15 protein-coding genes and 1 tRNA gene are annotated in these 15,659 nt (G+C 58.0%); 14 read left to right on the top strand and 2 right to left on the bottom strand.

Annotation, left to right across the window (positions count from 1 at the left end):
- The first annotated feature begins 1 nt into the window (after position 1).
- The 10 genes from JZI28_RS04060 to JZI28_RS04105 all read left to right on the top strand — a co-directional run bounded on the left by JZI28_RS04060 (position 2) and on the right by JZI28_RS04105 (position 9,365).
- On the top strand, positions 2–1,756 hold the full coding sequence (locus tag JZI28_RS04060) for an FAD-dependent monooxygenase (protein ID WP_297339457.1): 1,755 nt from the start codon (positions 2–4) through the stop codon (positions 1,754–1,756).
- Positions 1,757–1,765: 9 nt separating this feature from the next.
- Positions 1,766–2,647 (top strand): intradiol ring-cleavage dioxygenase, encoded by an 882-nt coding sequence (locus JZI28_RS04065; RefSeq protein WP_297339458.1) that lies wholly within the window; start codon positions 1,766–1,768, stop codon positions 2,645–2,647.
- On the top strand, positions 2,644–3,471 hold the full coding sequence (locus JZI28_RS04070; protein ID WP_375699311.1) for a 3-keto-5-aminohexanoate cleavage protein: 828 nt from the start codon (positions 2,644–2,646) through the stop codon (positions 3,469–3,471). Before JZI28_RS04065 ends, JZI28_RS04070 begins: the two co-directional genes overlap by 4 nt.
- 385 nt (positions 3,472–3,856) lie before the next feature.
- Entirely contained in the window at positions 3,857–4,291 is a 435-nt protein-coding gene (locus JZI28_RS04075; protein ID WP_375699312.1) for a hypothetical protein, read from the top strand.
- Complete coding sequence (locus JZI28_RS04080; RefSeq protein WP_375699313.1) at positions 4,288–5,001, top strand: MotA/TolQ/ExbB proton channel family protein; 714 nt, start codon at positions 4,288–4,290, stop codon at positions 4,999–5,001. Before JZI28_RS04075 ends, JZI28_RS04080 begins: the two co-directional genes overlap by 4 nt.
- Positions 4,994–5,362, top strand: coding sequence for a biopolymer transporter ExbD (locus JZI28_RS04085; RefSeq protein ID WP_353400427.1), 369 nt, complete (start codon positions 4,994–4,996; stop codon positions 5,360–5,362). The genes JZI28_RS04080 and JZI28_RS04085 overlap by 8 nt, the downstream gene beginning before the upstream one ends.
- Positions 5,363–5,366: 4 nt before the next feature.
- Entirely contained in the window at positions 5,367–5,744 is a 378-nt protein-coding gene (locus tag JZI28_RS04090; protein WP_375699314.1) for an ExbD/TolR family protein, read from the top strand.
- The gene (locus tag JZI28_RS04095; protein WP_375699315.1) at positions 5,741–6,934 is read left to right on the top strand and encodes a TonB family protein; all 1,194 of its coding nucleotides are present in this window, start codon (positions 5,741–5,743) and stop codon (positions 6,932–6,934) included. Before JZI28_RS04090 ends, JZI28_RS04095 begins: the two co-directional genes overlap by 4 nt.
- Before the next feature lie 306 nt (positions 6,935–7,240).
- Positions 7,241–8,458: a PAS domain-containing protein gene (locus JZI28_RS04100; RefSeq protein ID WP_375699316.1), complete on the top strand. Its 1,218-nt coding sequence runs from the start codon at positions 7,241–7,243 to the stop codon at positions 8,456–8,458.
- Positions 8,459–8,786: 328 nt separating this feature from the next.
- Entirely contained in the window at positions 8,787–9,365 is a 579-nt protein-coding gene (locus tag JZI28_RS04105) for a hypothetical protein (protein WP_375699317.1), read from the top strand.
- Positions 9,366–9,491: 126 nt separating this feature from the next.
- On the opposite strand, the gene JZI28_RS04110 is transcribed toward JZI28_RS04105, so the two are convergent.
- Both JZI28_RS04110 and hisN read right to left on the bottom strand, forming a co-directional pair.
- Positions 9,492–9,565 (bottom strand) — tRNA-Cys (locus tag JZI28_RS04110).
- Positions 9,566–9,977: 412 nt separating this feature from the next.
- Positions 9,978–10,778: a histidinol-phosphatase gene (gene hisN, locus JZI28_RS04115; protein ID WP_375699318.1), complete on the bottom strand. Its 801-nt coding sequence runs from the start codon at positions 10,776–10,778 to the stop codon at positions 9,978–9,980.
- A 212-nt stretch (positions 10,779–10,990) separates the two neighbouring features.
- On the opposite strand from hisN, the gene JZI28_RS04120 reads away from it, so the two are divergent.
- From JZI28_RS04120 to JZI28_RS04135, 4 genes are all read left to right on the top strand, one after another.
- Positions 10,991–11,998 carry an ABC transporter substrate-binding protein gene (locus JZI28_RS04120; protein ID WP_295454470.1) on the top strand — a complete coding sequence of 336 codons (1,008 nt, stop codon included), beginning with the start codon at positions 10,991–10,993 and terminating at the stop codon, positions 11,996–11,998.
- Positions 11,999–12,079: 81 nt separating this feature from the next.
- Positions 12,080–13,114, top strand: a complete 1,035-nt coding sequence (locus JZI28_RS04125; RefSeq protein ID WP_375699319.1) for an ABC transporter ATP-binding protein — start codon at positions 12,080–12,082, stop codon at positions 13,112–13,114.
- The gene (locus JZI28_RS04130; protein ID WP_375699320.1) at positions 13,111–14,796 is read left to right on the top strand and encodes an ABC transporter permease subunit; all 1,686 of its coding nucleotides are present in this window, start codon (positions 13,111–13,113) and stop codon (positions 14,794–14,796) included. The genes JZI28_RS04125 and JZI28_RS04130 overlap by 4 nt, the downstream gene beginning before the upstream one ends.
- Entirely contained in the window at positions 14,796–15,545 is a 750-nt protein-coding gene (locus JZI28_RS04135) for a DeoR/GlpR family DNA-binding transcription regulator (RefSeq protein WP_375699321.1), read from the top strand. The genes JZI28_RS04130 and JZI28_RS04135 overlap by 1 nt, the downstream gene beginning before the upstream one ends.
- Positions 15,546–15,659 lie beyond the last annotated feature (114 nt).

A 15,659-nucleotide genomic window follows, 5' to 3' on the forward strand; every position in this document is an offset into this window, starting at 1 on the left:
CATGGCAGATATCACGACAGAGGTTTTGATCATCGGTACCGGGCCTGCTGGCTCCACAAGCGGCGCCCTGTTGTCCAGCTACGGTGTCGAGAATATCGTCATCAACCGGTATCACTGGCTGGCAAACACGCCACGCGCGCACATCACCAACCAGCGCACAATGGAAGTGCTGCGCGATCTGGGCAAAGAGGTGGAGAGCGAAGTCTACCTCAATGCGATGGACCAGAGCCTGATGGGGGAGAATGTGTTTTGCGAAAGCCTTGCGGGGGAAGAAATCGGCCGCATGAAATCCTGGGGGACGCATCCTTTGTCCAAGGCGGAACACTTGCTGTCTTCGCCAACCTTTATGAACGATCTGCCCCAGACCTTCATGGAGCCGATCCTGTTCAAAACGGCCTGCAAGCGCGGCAGCCGCGCCCGGATGAGCACAGAGTATAAATCCCACGTTCAAGACGCCGAAGGGGTGACAACCACCTGCCTTGATCGCATGACAGGCCAGGAGATCACTATTCGCTCAAAGTACCTGATTGGCGCAGATGGCGGCAATTCTCTGGTGGCCGAGAACGAAGACCTGCCCTTTGAAGGAAAAATGGGTGTTGGCGGGTCGATGAATATCTATTTCCGCGCTGACCTGACCAAATATGTCGCCCACCGTCCTTCGGTTCTGTATTGGGTAATGCAGCCCGGTGCCAATGTTGGCGGGATCGGTATGGGTCTGATCCGCGCCATCCGCCCCTGGAATGAATGGCTGATCGTTTGGGGCTATGACATCAACGAACCTGCCCCGGTGGTGGACGAAGCGATGGCGACGGATGTGGCCCGCCAATTGGTTGGTGATCCAGAGCTTGAGATTGACCTCATCAGCGCCAACACCTGGACAGTAAACGATACCTACGCCACGCAGATGTCCAAAGGACGCGTGTTCATCATGGGGGACGCGGCGCACCGGCATCCGCCCTCAAATGGGCTTGGCTCGAACACCTCCATTCAAGACGCATTCAACCTGTGCTGGAAAATGGCCGCCGTGGTCAAAGGCGAAGCAGGCGAGAGCTTGCTGGACAGCTACACCGCCGAGCGCGCTCCCGTGGCCAAACAGATCGTGACCCGTGCAAACCAGTCTATCGGTGAATTTGGCCCAATTTTTGAAGCCCTCGGCATGACCGGGGGATTGGACATTGATCAGATCAAGGCCAACATGGATGCCCGATGTGGCACGACACCAGAGGCAGAGGCACAACGCGCGGCGTTAAATTCAGCGATTGCCTTCAAGAAGTATGAATTTGATGCCCATGGTGTTGAAATGAACCAGCGCTATGCCTCAGCTGCGACAGTGACCGATGGTCAGATCGAACCTGATTTTGCACTGGATGCGGACCTTCATTATCAGCCAACCACCTGGCCGGGCGCACGCATTCCACATGCCTGGCTGTTTGATCAAAAAGGCGACAAACACTCAACGCTCGACCTCGCGGGTGGTGGGGCCTTCACGCTCTTCACTGGCCTTGGCGGGAGGGCCTGGGCAGAGGCTGCAGAACAAGTTTCCAAGGCCTTGGGCGTCAAGCTGGAGGCGCATGTAATTGGGCCGCGTCAGGACTATGTCGATCATACTGGCGATTGGGCGCGGGCGCGTGAAGTGGGCGATGCCGGCTGCATCCTGACCCGCCCCGATCAACATGTCTGCTGGCGCAATGACGCGATGGCGGACGATCCCGTGGCGGAGCTGACCCGCGTTCTGACTGCAATTCTGGCACGATAGGAAAACATGATGTCCACACAAGAACAGGGCTATTTCACCGAAGAAAACTCCGCCGAGGTTGTGATCAGTCGCAATGCGCAGGCAAAAGACGCACGTCTTGCTGACGTTATGGGCGCGATCACCAAACATCTGCATGCTGCCGTGAAAGAGATTGAACCAACGCAGGAAGAGTGGTTCGAAGCGATCCAGTTCCTCACCAAAGTAGGGCACACCTGTGATGATTGGCGACAGGAGTTTATCCTGCTGTCGGATAGCCTTGGGGTTTCAATGTTGGTCGATGCGATCAACAACAGAAAACCATCAGGCGCATCAGAGTCCACCGTGCTTGGCCCGTTCCATGTGCCGGATGCGCCCGAGCTGCCAATGGGGTCTGACATCTGCCTTGATGAAAAAGGCGAGCCGATGTTGGTCAAGGGCCGCATCCTTGGCACCGATGGCGCTCCGATCAAGGGGGCCAAGATTGATGTCTGGCAGGCAAATGATGAAGGCTTTTACGATGTGCAGCAAAAGGGGCTGCAGCCCGACTTCAACCTGCGCGGGGTGTTTCGCACTGGGGCAGATGGATCGTATCATTTCAAAGGGGTAAAGCCGAAATTCTACCCCATTCCCGATGATGGACCCGTTGGTCAAATGCTCGAAAAACTCGGGCGCCACCCCTTTAGGCCCGCGCATTTGCACTACATCCTCGAAGCGGAGGGTTTTGAGACACTGATCACCCATATCTTTGATCCAGACGACCCATATATCCACTCGGATGCGGTTTTTGGGGTGAAAGAAAGTCTGCTCGCCAAGTTTGAGCTGGTCAAAGACCCGGCCCGCATCGCAGAGGCTGGATTTGCTGGACCTTACTACGAAGTGGTCCATGATTTTGTATTGGCGCCAAGCACATGAGCACGCCTTGCATCATCTGTGTCGCGATTACCGGGAGCTTGCCGCGCAAGGCAGATAACCCGGCCGTGCCGATCACCGTCTCAGAGCAGATCGAAAGCACACATGCGGCTTTTGAGGCGGGGGCAAGCATCGTGCATGCCCATGTGCGCAATGACGACGAAACCCCGTCCAGTGACCCTGAAAAATTCGCGGCCCTGAAAGACGGGGTGGAAAAACACTGCCCTGGCATGATCATCCAGTTTTCTACGGGGGGGCGGTCTGGCGCAGGTCAAACACGGGGAGGCATGCTGCCGCTGGGCCCCGACATGGCCTCGCTCTCGGTGGGGTCAAACAATTTCCCGACGCGGGTGTATGAAAACCCGCCAGAGCTTGTGGACTGGCTGGCGGCAGAAATGCTGTCCTATTCCATCAAGCCAGAGATCGAAGCCTTTGATCTGTCCCACATCCTGAAGGCCGCAGACATGCACAGACGCGGCCAGATCAAAGATACCCCGTATGTCCAATTTGTCATGGGGGTGAAAAACGCCATGCCCGCAGATCGCCAGGTGTTTGACTTTTATGTCCAGACCGTCAAACGGCTGTTTGGCGAAAAGGCGCAGTGGTGTGCAGCCGGGATTGGTGCAAATCAGCTCGTCTTGAATGAATGGTCGGTGTCATCAGGCGGCCATGCGCGCACAGGTCTAGAGGACAACATCCGCCTCAGCAAGATGCAGCTTGCGCCGTCGAATGCCGCTTTGGTGCAACGTGTCGCTGATATCTGCGCGCAGCATCACAGACCGGTCGCAACAGCAAGCCAAGCACGCCGTATATTGGGTATTGCGTGAGAGCCCAGCACTCAAGTCGCACGGCCCCCTGATCCGCGCCACTTGAGTGGTCCAAGTTGAATGTGACGGCCTTATCGGCCTGGTTTCCAGAGCCGGTGGGCTGCCCCAATACATCGGACCTGTCACGCTTGCGGACCGCCCCAGCGGGTTCGGCCACAATCCGCTGATCCAGTGGGGTGGCTGAACATGCCGGATGAATGGGTTTGACCCCTAGGTCAGCGCTCCCGTCTGCCGCTTTTGGTCAGTCTCCCCGTTTCGCAAAATGGTAAGGGATCCTTACCCTTGACCCCCATCTTGGATAAGATGAATAATGATGTGCTGCCGCCCAAGGCCAGCACCCGGCAACTGCTGCTAGGTTCAACACTGCACAATCAGGAGCCAACATATGTTGCGTCGCCATATCGCCTCTTTGGTGCTCTGTCTCAGCGTCTTTCCAGGTGTGGTATTGGCCCAACCCGCCGAGAAGGCAGCATCGCCGCTTTTCCTGGAGCTGAACGCCCTCCAGGATGTGGGGGCAGCCTGTCGGCTGACTTTCCTGGTGCGCAATGAGACAGGCCAGCTTATCGACCAGAGCATTTTTGAAACTGTGATCTTTGACACCTCAGGTGGCGTGGTGAGCCTGTCGCTTTTTGATTTTCGCGAACTGCCTGAAAACCGGCCTCGGGTGCGCCAATTTGAGCTGCCAAATATGGCCTGCAGCACGGTGGGGCAGGTGCTGATCAACGGTGCTAACTCCTGCCTCATCGATGGGGTCGAAAGTAAGATCTGCGATAAGGCGCTTTCGCTGAGCAGTCGGCAAACAGTGGAGTTGCTGGGATGAAGTCATTTGATGTCATCCGCGAGATCCTCGCCCTTGGTGGTCCGGTGGTTTTGATCCTGATTGCGGTGTCTGTACTGACGCTTGGGGTGACGCTGTACAAGCTCTGGCAGTTTGCCGTCTGCGGCGTTGGCCGCCATCGTGTGCTCTCAGACGCTCTGGAGGCCTGGGATGCCGGGGAGCGACAGGCGGCGCAGCTGAGGATCTCAGAGAGCCGCAGCTATCTGGCGCCTTTGTTGCGTGCGGCAATGCAGGCCCAGGGCCAGGCTGATCTTGAGGGGCGACTTGAAGCCGAAGCAGGGCTGGCCCTTGCCGGGCTGGAACGCGGCTTTCGGTTTCTCGACACCGTTGCCCAGCTTGCGCCCTTGCTGGGGTTGTTTGGCACGGTTCTTGGTATGATCGAGGCCTTCCAGAACCTGCAAGGTGCGGGCTCTTCGGTTGATCCGTCGTTGCTGGCCGGAGGGATCTGGGTGGCCCTGCTGACCACCGCTGTCGGGCTGGCCGTGGCCATGCCGACCTCTATGGTTCTGGCCTGGTTTGAAAGCCGAACAGCACGCGAAAGAGTGTTTGCCGACAAAGCCCTGCAAACCGTTCTGGTGCCCGGCCAGGCAGGAACGCAGGTAGAAACGTTGGCCGCTGGCCAAGCCGGGTCTCAGTCTACGGGCCAGGTCCGGGCCGCCGAGGCACAAGTCGCCACATCTTTCGATGCGTAACCAAGCCCCCTTTGTCCGGCGTGCCTTGTCGATGACGCCGCTCATTGATGTGATCTTTTTGCTGTTGCTGTTCTTCATGTTGACCTCGACCTTTTCAACCTTTGGTGAAATCGAGTTGGGCCAGGCGACCGCCGGGACCGCGGCGCCACAGACACAACCCGATCAAAGGGTTTTTGTGCAGCTTGGGGCCTCACGCCTTGTTTTGAATGGCGCATCGGTCACTTTGGAAGAACTGGCTGCACAGGTTGAAACCGGGCAGGTGCTGGTTAGTCTTGATGCCGATACCTCGGCGCAGCGGGTGGTGGATCTGTTGGTGCATCTGCGTGGCCGCAAGGGGCTGTCCGTCATGGTGCTGGAATGATCCCATGATCAGGCGCCCCCGCATAGGCCGCAAACGCGACTCGACGATCACGCTGATCAACGTGGTTTTCCTGATGCTGATCTTTTTCCTGATCGCCGGCACGGTTGCGCCGCCGCTGGACAGCAATTTACAGTTGGTGGAAACCTCTGGCCTGGAAGGGCGTGAGCCGCCGGATGCGCTGGTGTTGCACCAGGATGGCAGATTGAGCTTCCGGGGCGCTGTGACTGATCCTCAGACATATATGGCTGACCATGGGGCCAAGCCGGTGCGCATCGTCCCGGACCGCGCCGTGCCAGGGGCGCGTTTGATTGAGGTGACCGGCGCATTGCGCCGTCTGGGCGCGCCCGGCGTTTTTCTCGTGACTGTGCGGTCCCTGGAATGATCCGAGGCTCCACTGTTATCGCGATTGCCGCATTGCTGCTGTCGCTGCTGCTGCATTTTGGCGGTTTGCATGCTGTGCAGACTAGGCCGGCTCCGCAGCCGTCTGAGCAGGGGGGGGAGGATGCCATCGCTGTTGGCAACGCCTTTGAAGACTTTACCGAACCGCAGCCAGAGCCACCCCCTGCTGAAACAACTCCGCCGCCCGAGCCGGAACCCGCCGATGTGCCCAAGCCGGAGCCAGCCGATGTCCCGGAGCCAGAAAGTGCAAAACCGCCGATCAGTGAGGCGCTTGTTGCATCCGAGACACCGCAGAGCAGTTTTACACCGGACACAGGCAGGGCAGAGGAGGTGACGTCGCAAGCATCTGGAGCTGGCGAACAGGCGCCGGACCAGATTGCTGAGCCCCAGACACGCGCCCCCTCTGGCACCCAGCAGGACAGCCTTGCCGAACCGCAGCAAGTAGCACCGACAGTGCCTGACCCAACACCCGCCCCGCCAGTCCCCCCTGCGCCGCAGCCTCGCGCGGCCTTGTCGGTTTCCGTCCCGCCCAGCCTGCCTGTTACCCCGTCGCCGGTGCCCTCAATGGTTCCCACAATTCCCCTGGGAGAAGCCTCTGCGCCTGAAACACTGGAGCCATTGAGTGACCCAGAGGCGGAAGGCAGCCCCCCTGAAAGAACGGACATAGCGCAAGGTGAGACCGATCAGGCCGTTGCCGTTTCGTTGCGCCCACAGCTGTCGCGCCGCCGCTCCCAGGTCGCGCCCACAGGGGAGAGAGAGGCCGCAACTGACCTGAGCGCTCTTCGGTCTCCACCACTGATTGAATCGCCTCTGAGCGCCTATCAAAACGGTGAAACCAATCCCTTTGCCGGGCAAAGCGGTGGGTCCCTGGCCGAAGGCTTTGGCCTGCAGTCGAGCCGCAATACCGGCAACGCCAGCACCACCAATTATGCCGGCCGGGTTTTGCTTCATCTCAACCGAGCCGTCTCGGTTCGGGTTTCGGTTCCAGGCGTTGTTCAGGTTCTGTTTGAGATAAATCCTGATGGCTCATTGGCCGGGGTTGAAATTATCAGCAATACAGGCACGCAAGAGCTGGCTCGTGCCGCCAAGAGGCAGGTTCAAAACGCCGATCCCTTCCCGCCGCCACCAAAAGGTGTCAAACGGAGAATGTCCTTTGTTTACCGAAGCAACTAGCCTCTCGCCCAGTAAAAACGTGATTGCCAAGGCCCCCAGCAGGATCGCCAGCGCGCGCCGATAGTGGGGCTGGGGCTATACTCAGGCATTGGGCTGCCTCCATCTATGGGCTCGTGCCATCATGGCAAGTCGGATGACCCAGGCGATCATCGGTAGTTTTATTGCGAACTCCTTTTGTTTCAATGGTTTGGTTTGCGCCAAGCCCCGCTTGCTCACCACGGTTGAGCGCCCGCAATCCTTTTAAAGAATTTGGAAGAATTTCTAAGTAATCTTAGCAGAGAGCTATCATGAAAATGGAACGTCAAAGTGACAATCAACGACCGCCGCCTACATGCTCGACCGACACAGGGAGAAGCTCCCTTTGGTCTTCACGAAGTATTTATCTCGCGAACAGACGAACGCGGTGTGATCAAAGCAGCCAACTATGTGTTCAAGCGGGTTGCTCACTATGAGTGGGACGAACTTCTCGGTGCCCCGCACCGGATCATCCGGCATCCAGATATGCCCAAAGGTGTATTCCACCTGTTGTGGGAAACCCTGAAACGGGGCGAGAGCATAGGTGCCTACGTCAAGAACAAAACAAAAGACGGCCTGCATTACTGGGTTTTTGCGGTCATTGTCCCTTGCCCCGGTGGATACCTCTCTGCGCGTATTCGCCCCAGCAGCGCAATGTTCACCGAGGTCAAAAATGCCTATGCAGAGCTACTGCAGGCCGAAGGGGACGGTGATCTGTCTCCGAGCGACAGTGCGGAGTTGTTGAATAAATGGGTGCTTTCAAAAGGGTATGAAAACTATCACCAATTTTGCACCGCCGCTCTAACCGAAGAGCTGCTTTCGCGTTCTGCCGGCCTCGATACAGCTCCGGATCCAAAGATCCTGCAACTGCAGCAAACTGTGTCAGATGCCAATGCGCTAGTTGCCGAAACCAAAAGCCTGATTGGGGAATTTGATGCAATGCGGACCATTCCTCATAATCTGAGAGTGATCGCATCTCGCATCGAGCCAGCAGGTGGCCCTGTTACCGTATTATCGCAAAACTATGGCAGTATGTCTTCTGAGATGTCGAACTGGTTCGAGGCCAACGTCATGGGAGAAAACAGCAATTTCCACAAGATTAAAGTCGCGGTGACCAACCGTCTGTTTGTTGAGGGCATGACCCGCATCTTGGAAGAATGTGACGATCTCCTATCCAAAGAGCGGCGGGCGCTGGGGACGGCCGATATTGCGAAAGAGCGTGAGATCCTTGCAAATCTTATCAAAAGAGAGAGGGAGCAGGCCTGTAAAGGCGGCGAGCAAGTCAATTTCGAAGCTGACAGAATTCAACATGCTTGCAATGTGATGCACCGACAGTTTTTGGGACTAAGCACCACAAGGGTTCTTTGCAAAATCGAAGCTGCGCGGTTGCCCAAAGATGGGGAAACCCTGGATGACATCATCAATCAGCTCGGCAGTTTTCAAAGAAGCATTGCAGAGCGTTTGACAACTATTGCCAAGCTGAGCGACCAAATCCGCGCCATAGAATAGAGCACGGCGGCGCGCTTTGTCTCCTGTGTGGTCAACCAAGCGGTGATCGGTGGGAAAACAGTGGCTTGCGATCGCTGCCAAAACCGGTGGCGCTGTCGAGCCGAGCATCCAGGCGAGGGCCCAGCGGCGGACAAAAGATACGACGGATGGGGGGGCTTAACGGCGGGCTTCAACCTGAGCTGTGATTTGGACAGGCCCCACCGCTGCCCCTCGCTGAACACCCTCTACCGGGTAGGTCGGGGGCCGTCCAAGCAGAGCAACGGGCAGAACGAGGAACTGGCGGAGGTTTGCGGTTGCTGGAGGGCTCTGGCTGGCGAAGAGGCTGGAAATGGCCAGAAAAGCGGGCTACGAAGCTTCCATGAAAACCCCGTATTTACTACTCGTCGTCTCAAGTATTGCGCTTGTCGGTACCCTGCTCATTTCTGGTTTCTCCGCGTTCGTCCTGGTCACGGGCCCGGCCTTTCTTGCCAGCCTGATTCTTGCCCTAAGAGCTCTCACGAAGCGAAGTAAGCGCTGGGTGATCTTGGACGGTTCAAACGTCATGTATTGGCGTGACGGAACTCCCCAAATCGAGACGCTCCGGGAGGTGGTCCAGGAGCTTCGCGCGGCGGGATACACACCCGGCGTCGTATTTGATGCCAACGTTGGTTACCTCTTGTGTGGGAAATACCAACATGACGGGGCGCTGGCGAAGGCTTTGGGATTGCCAGAGGAACGTGTGATGGTGGTCCCAAAAGGATCGCCCGCAGACCCCGCAATTTTGACCGCTGCGCTTGATCTGGGAGCCAAAGTCGTGACGAATGACCGATACCGCGATTGGGCAGAGCAGCATCCTGAGGTCAATGATCCGGGGTACTTGATCCGGGGTGGATACAAGGCAGGGGACCTATGGTTGAACTTTGAGTAGCCTGCAAGGAAACCATCCCCGGCTAAGTCAGGGTTCACATAGTCCAACGCACGAGGTATCCGGCAAGCCCCTGTAACACATGGGATATACTGGAAGCATTGGGGAATTTTCTTCAAGAAGATTGTTTGGAGGCGAGTACCGGAATCGAACCGGTGTACGCGGATTTGCAATCCGCTGCGTCACCACTCCGCCAACTCGCCTTTTCAAGGACTTAACTGTGGCACGTGGTGTCCTGCCACACAGTCTGGGACATCTTCTATTTCTGTTCCCTTTTGTTCGCAAGGGGCAAAACGACAATTAGGCGCGAAAATCAATGGGCCGCTGGGCAGATGTGTTTTGACGAACAAGCGGGGTGGAATGGGGGCCATGTTGGCGCATTTTACAGGGGTGTGCAGCGATGGTTTCACCCTTGTCATTGGCCCTGCAACGCTCGGCTGTGGTGGCGTGGCGGGCCGCAGATATGCCCCAGGTCATGGCCCCATTCCCATCCCGATCTACTGCACAGCGGCAGAGCCACCGTAGTCTGATCTGTGGGGGCGTTGCTCGCAGCCCCGCTGGAATGAATTCGAACGGATCACATGATCAGTCCTTGGGATCAAACATGGGGCGGGACTAGCGGTTTGGGCCGTCGCTGCGCAGAGCTGCCAGCGCTTCTGCGTGGAGTGTGGTGCTGGCGGCTGCGATGACTTTTCCCTCGGAGGCCAGCGTCAACGGCTGTCCATCCCAGTCGGTAATCACGCCGCCTGCGCCTTCTATGACCGGGATAAGGGCCATGTAGTCATAGGGTTGCAGGTTCATCTCGAACAGGAGGTCCACATGCCCCGAAGCCAGCAGTCCGTAGCCATAGCAATCGCCGCCAAACCGCCGCAGTGCAGCCCGTTTGGACAGGGTCTCAAACTGCGCCAAACCCGCTGAGTCAAAGCTGTCGGGACTGGTGGTATAAAGGATCGCATCGGCAAGTTGCGCCTTTGCGCTGGTCTTGCAGGCTCTGCCGTTGAGCAGGGTGGGCTTGCCACGCTGACCGACCCAGCGTTCGCTGGTGGGCGGGATTGAAACAACCCCCAGATCGGGGCTGCCATCGGTCATGCAGGCGATCAGCGTTCCAAAGGTTGGCATGCCGGACAGAAAACTCTTTGTGCCGTCGATTGGGTCAATGACCCACAAATGGGAGGCCTCTAACCGTATGGATTCCTGTTCTTCTCCGAGAATCCCATGGGTTGGAAAGGTCTCCGTGATCTGCCGCCTCATTTCTTCTTCGATGGCGCGGTCCGCCTGGGTAACGGGCGAATCGTCCGCTTTTGACTCGATGTCCAGCGGGTTGCGGAAATAGCTCATGGCCATGGCATCGGTGGTATTGGCCAACCGATCAGCAAACTGGGCCAGCATCTCCGGTTCAGAAAGAGTCGTCATCATCTGCATAAAAATTCCTCAATTGCGCGGGTTGGCGGGCTGTGGGCATCGGTGTTGAGAATTTGTTGTAGACAAATGCCACAAAAACGCAAGACTACACAAATAACCCCAAGTTTAAAAACAGAGCGGGGCAATCAGAACGGGTCATCACAAGGACCCGCAGCTTTCCGGATACAGGTCCGGGCCAACAGATATGGACCAACAAGGAGATCACGATGAAAACCTGGATGCAGACCACCGCACTCTCGCTGGCAGCCCTTGGCTTTGCCGCACCCACCCTTGCCGATGACCTGACGGTTTACACCGCGCTGGAAGAAGAAGAGATCGCCGCATATGTTGCCGCAGCGCAGGCCGCTATGCCTGATACCAAGATCAACGTTCTGCGTCTTTCCACCGGCAAGCTCGGCGCGCGGCTGCTGGCCGAAGCGGGCAATCCGCAGGCAGACGTGATTTGGGGCTGGGCGGTCAGCGCCATGATGGACCCACAGATCCTTGAGATGCTGGAAGCCTATCAGGCCTCGGGTGTCGAGGTGCTGCCCGACACGTTCCGAGGCGAAAATGGCAAATGGTTCGCCCCGATTGGCTACATGGGCGCCTTCTGCGTCAATACTGCGCGGCTGGAGGAGAAGGGGCTAACGATGCCAACCAGCTGGACGGATCTGCAAGATCCGGCCTTCAAAGGTGAGGTGGTGATGCCTGATCCAAACTCTTCCGGCACCGGCTACCTGCATGTAAACGCTGTCTTACAGGGCATGGGAGAAGAGGCCGGCTGGGCCCAGCTCGAAGCGGTTGATCCAAACATGGCGCAGTATACCTCCTCTGGGTCGAAGCCGTGCAAAGCGGCCCGCGTGGGGGAATACACCGTCGGGATCTCGCTGGCCTTTACCGCGATGCAGTCGATCGAGGAAGGCTATCCGCTGGCCATGGTGTTTCCCGAAGGTGGCGTTGGCTATGAGCTGGAAGCCTCAGGCCTGATGGCAAGTTCGGACAACAAGGAGGCCGCAAAGGCGTTCCTGGACTGGACCATGTCGGATGAGGCCATCGGGCTGTATCAAACCTACAAAGCCCTGATCACAGTGCCAGGTGTTGATGCCTCCAAAGCCGCAGAGGCGGCTGGCCTGCCTGCCGATATCTCAACGATCCTCGCGGATGTGGATTTTGTTAAGGCCTCGACGCAGCAGTCTTCTGTGAAGGCTCTATGGAAAGAGAAGTTCGGTCGCTGAGCCAAACACTGGGGCGGCCCGGGTCGCCCCACGTCTACCCGGGCCGGTACCCAGCCGCCCGTACGCCAGGAAAGATCCCCTATGTATTTAACCGTCCGTGACGCCACAAAAACCTATGGTACCTTCACCGCGCTTGATCGCGTCTCTATCGAGATCGAGAAGGGCGAATTTGTCTGCCTTCTGGGCCCTTCTGGATGCGGCAAGACCACCCTGCTGCGGCTGATCGCTGGATTGGCTGATCTGGATGGCGGAGAAATCACCCTGGAGGGGGCGGCGCTGTCCGACCTGCCTGCCCGCAAGCGTGGCTTTGGTATCGTTTTTCAGTCTTATTCGCTGTTTCCAAACATGAGCGTGGCAGAAAACATCGGCTATGGTCTGAAGATCCGCGATATTCCCGCCGCTGAAATTGCGGAACGGGTGGCGGAGCTTTTGGATCTGGTGAAACTGCCACAGGTGGCTGACAAGCTACCCGGCCAGCTGTCTGGCGGGCAGCAACAACGGATCGCATTGGCGCGGGCGATTGCCGTCGATCCACGGGTGCTGTTGCTGGACGAACCACTTTCGGCGCTGGATGCAAAGGTCCGCGCCACCCTGCGTGACGAGATCCGCCAGGTGCAGCGGTCCCTGGAAATTCCAACGCTTATGGTGACCCATGATCAAGAAGAGGCCCTGGCGCTTGCCGACAAGATCATCTGTATGAACCACGGCATCGTCGTGCAGGCAGGCACGCCGGAAGATCTGTACCACCGTCCTGCCACGCGGTTTGTGGCGGAGTTCATGGGCAGCAGCAACCTGTTGTCGACCCAAGAGGTGAGACAGCATTTCCCGGAACTGATGTCCACCTGTCCCGCCGACAACAAGACATATCTCGCCTGTATCCGCCCCGAACAGATCGTCCTGACACCTGATCGCAACGGTACCGCCACAGTGCGAAACATCAGTTTTCTGGGCAATTTGCAGCGCCTGGAAGTGGACAGCCCGGCCGGAGCTCTCCTGGTCGAAACACACGGCAGGGCCCCCTGTGGTACTGGAGACTCCGTAAATCTGAGCATCGCCTCACAGGCCTGTACCTGGGTTCTTGATGACGTGGATCAGCCAAAGACCGTTACAGCATGAACACCACCGACCAGACCTCCCGCCCCGCATTGCACCGTCACTTTGACGGCGATCGCCTTTTGACACTTGCCTGCGTAGGCCTGCCGTTGCTTGGGTTGATTTTGTTTTTCGCCTACCCGATGGCGATCGTCTTCCTGCGCTCCATTACTGTCGAAGACAGCTATGGTATCGGCAATTATACCGAGGTCCTCGGCTCTGCCGGTTTCTGGCGGGCGACGCGGCATTCGTTGGCGATGGGGGGCGCCACCACGGTGCTCAGTGTCTTTCTGGGCTTCATCATTGCCCATGGGCTATATCGCTGCGCCTTCAGGGGCAAATGGCTGATCCGCAGTGTGATCGTGCTGCCATTGCTGGCGCCGTCGCTGGTGCAGGCGCTGGGGCTTATCTTTTTGCTGGGGCGCAATGGCGTCATCAGCCGGGCGCTTGGGGTTGAGATCGAGATCTATGGGTTTTGGGGGCTACTGATCGCCAATACGCTTTATGCACTGCCGCAGGCGGTAATGATCATTGGCGCGGCTCTGGTCCTGTTGGATGCCCGCACCTATGAGGCCGCAGAGGTCATGGGGGCGTCGCCCTGGCGGCAGTTTCGCGATCTGACCCTGCCAGCCGCGCGATTTGGGGTGCTGAATGCAGCGTTTGTCTGCTTTACCATCACAATCACCGACTTTGGCAATGCTGCGGTGATCGGCGGCGATTATTCCGTATTGGCCACAGAGATCTACAGCCAGGTCGTTGGTCAGAGGAACTTTAACATGGGCGCCGTGGTTGGCATCATGTTGCTGCTGCCCACAGTCATTTCCTACAGTATCGAACGCCAAGCGATGAAGCGGCAGCAGGCCGGACAGACCACCGGGCAGGTCGCATACCAGCCCAGCTTTGCACCGCTGCGCGACCTGAGCATGGCTGCTGTCTCGCTGGTGATCTGTGCAGCCATTGTCGCTGTGATCGGGATCGTGGTCTATGCCAGCTTTGTGAAGCTGTGGCCCTACAATATGTCACTGTCGTTCAAACACTACAACATCACCCTGGCAGGGGGGTACTCGTCACTTTGGATGACGATCCTTGTCTCTTTGGCAGCTGCTGTGGGCGGCACCATTGCGGTGTTCATGCTGGGCCTCGGCCTGCGCCGCCTGCCACAGAGCCTTGCCCAGCCGATCCAGATCCTTGCGGCGATGCCTGCCGCCGTGCCGGGCATGGTGCTGGGGCTGGCCTATATCCTGACTTTCAACTCCACTGCGACGCCGCTTTACCTGCTGTATGGCACCGCTGCGCTGATCGCCATCGTCAACTTTTACCATTACCACACACAGGGGTTCCTGACAGTGATGACAGGGTTTCGCCAATTGCCCTCGGCGCTGGAAGAAGCCGCTGGAAGCCTTGGCGCTGGGCTGGGTCGCACGGCGCGCGACATCGTGGCACCCTTTATTGCGCCGATGCTGGTTTCTGTCTTTTTCTTCCTCTTCATGCGCTCCATGGTGACGCTTTCGGCTGTGGTTTTCCTGACCACGCCAAACCTGAGCGTCGCCGCCGTGACGATCATGCGCTTGGACGATGCCGGGCTGACGTCGCAGGCCGCAGCCTTCTCCACTTGCGTGATGGCGGTGGTCTGTGTAGCGGTCTTGTCAATGAAGGCAACCTTGGCGCTGATGGGGCGTCGCAGTCGGAGCAAAGGGACGGTCTGATGTGGGCAAAGGAGCGTCACCAGCGGATTGTGTCGATGCTTACGGCCAACCGGCAGGTCAGCGCCAATGATCTGGCCGGGATGCTGGGTGTTTCGCGCGAAACCGTGCGCCGTGATCTGCTCGACCTGGAAGAAATCGGCAAAGTTGTACGCGTCCACGGCGGTGCCATCCTGCCAGAGGCCCGCTCCGAGGATCCATTTCACCAACGGATGACGACCCAGATCCGGGCAAAATCCGAAATGGCAAAAAAGGCCGTCGGCCTGATTCAGCCCGGTCAGACGATCATGGTGGATGCCGGATCAACCACCGCTGTCTTTGCCCGCGAACTGGTGAAGGTTCCGGGGGTTTCCGTCATCACCAATTCGCTGGACATTGCCACCACCTTGCAGGCTGGCGGAATGGATGTGATCCTGCTGGGGGGGCGGATCGCCGCAGATGTGCCCGCAACTGTGGGCGAGCTTACCCTGTCAGAAATCCGGCGTTTTGAGGTCGATCTGTGCTTTTCCGCCCCGGTTGCTCTGCACCCGGAAAAAGGATCATATTTTTATGACCTGCAGGAGGCCGAAGTCTCCATCGCGATGGCAGCGCAGGCGCGGCGGACAGTGGCGCTGGCTGACCACACAAAACTGGGCACCACCAATCGCGTCCGTGCTTGGGACGTGGCAGAGATCTCAACGGTGATCACCAACCATACCGCTGCCACAGCCCTGCTTGACCAGTTCCGAACCATCGATATCGAAGTCCTTTAGTCTGTTTTGATGGCTGGCCTCAGGGCACGGTCAGACTGGAAAACCTGCAGATAAAACCGGGGGCGGCTGGTATAGCAGCGCTCGCCGATCCGGTCTGGGGGCGGGCCCTGGGTG

This window comes from Pseudophaeobacter sp. TrK17 (genome assembly GCF_042192375.1).
Lineage (GTDB): Bacteria > Pseudomonadota > Alphaproteobacteria > Rhodobacterales > Rhodobacteraceae > Pseudophaeobacter.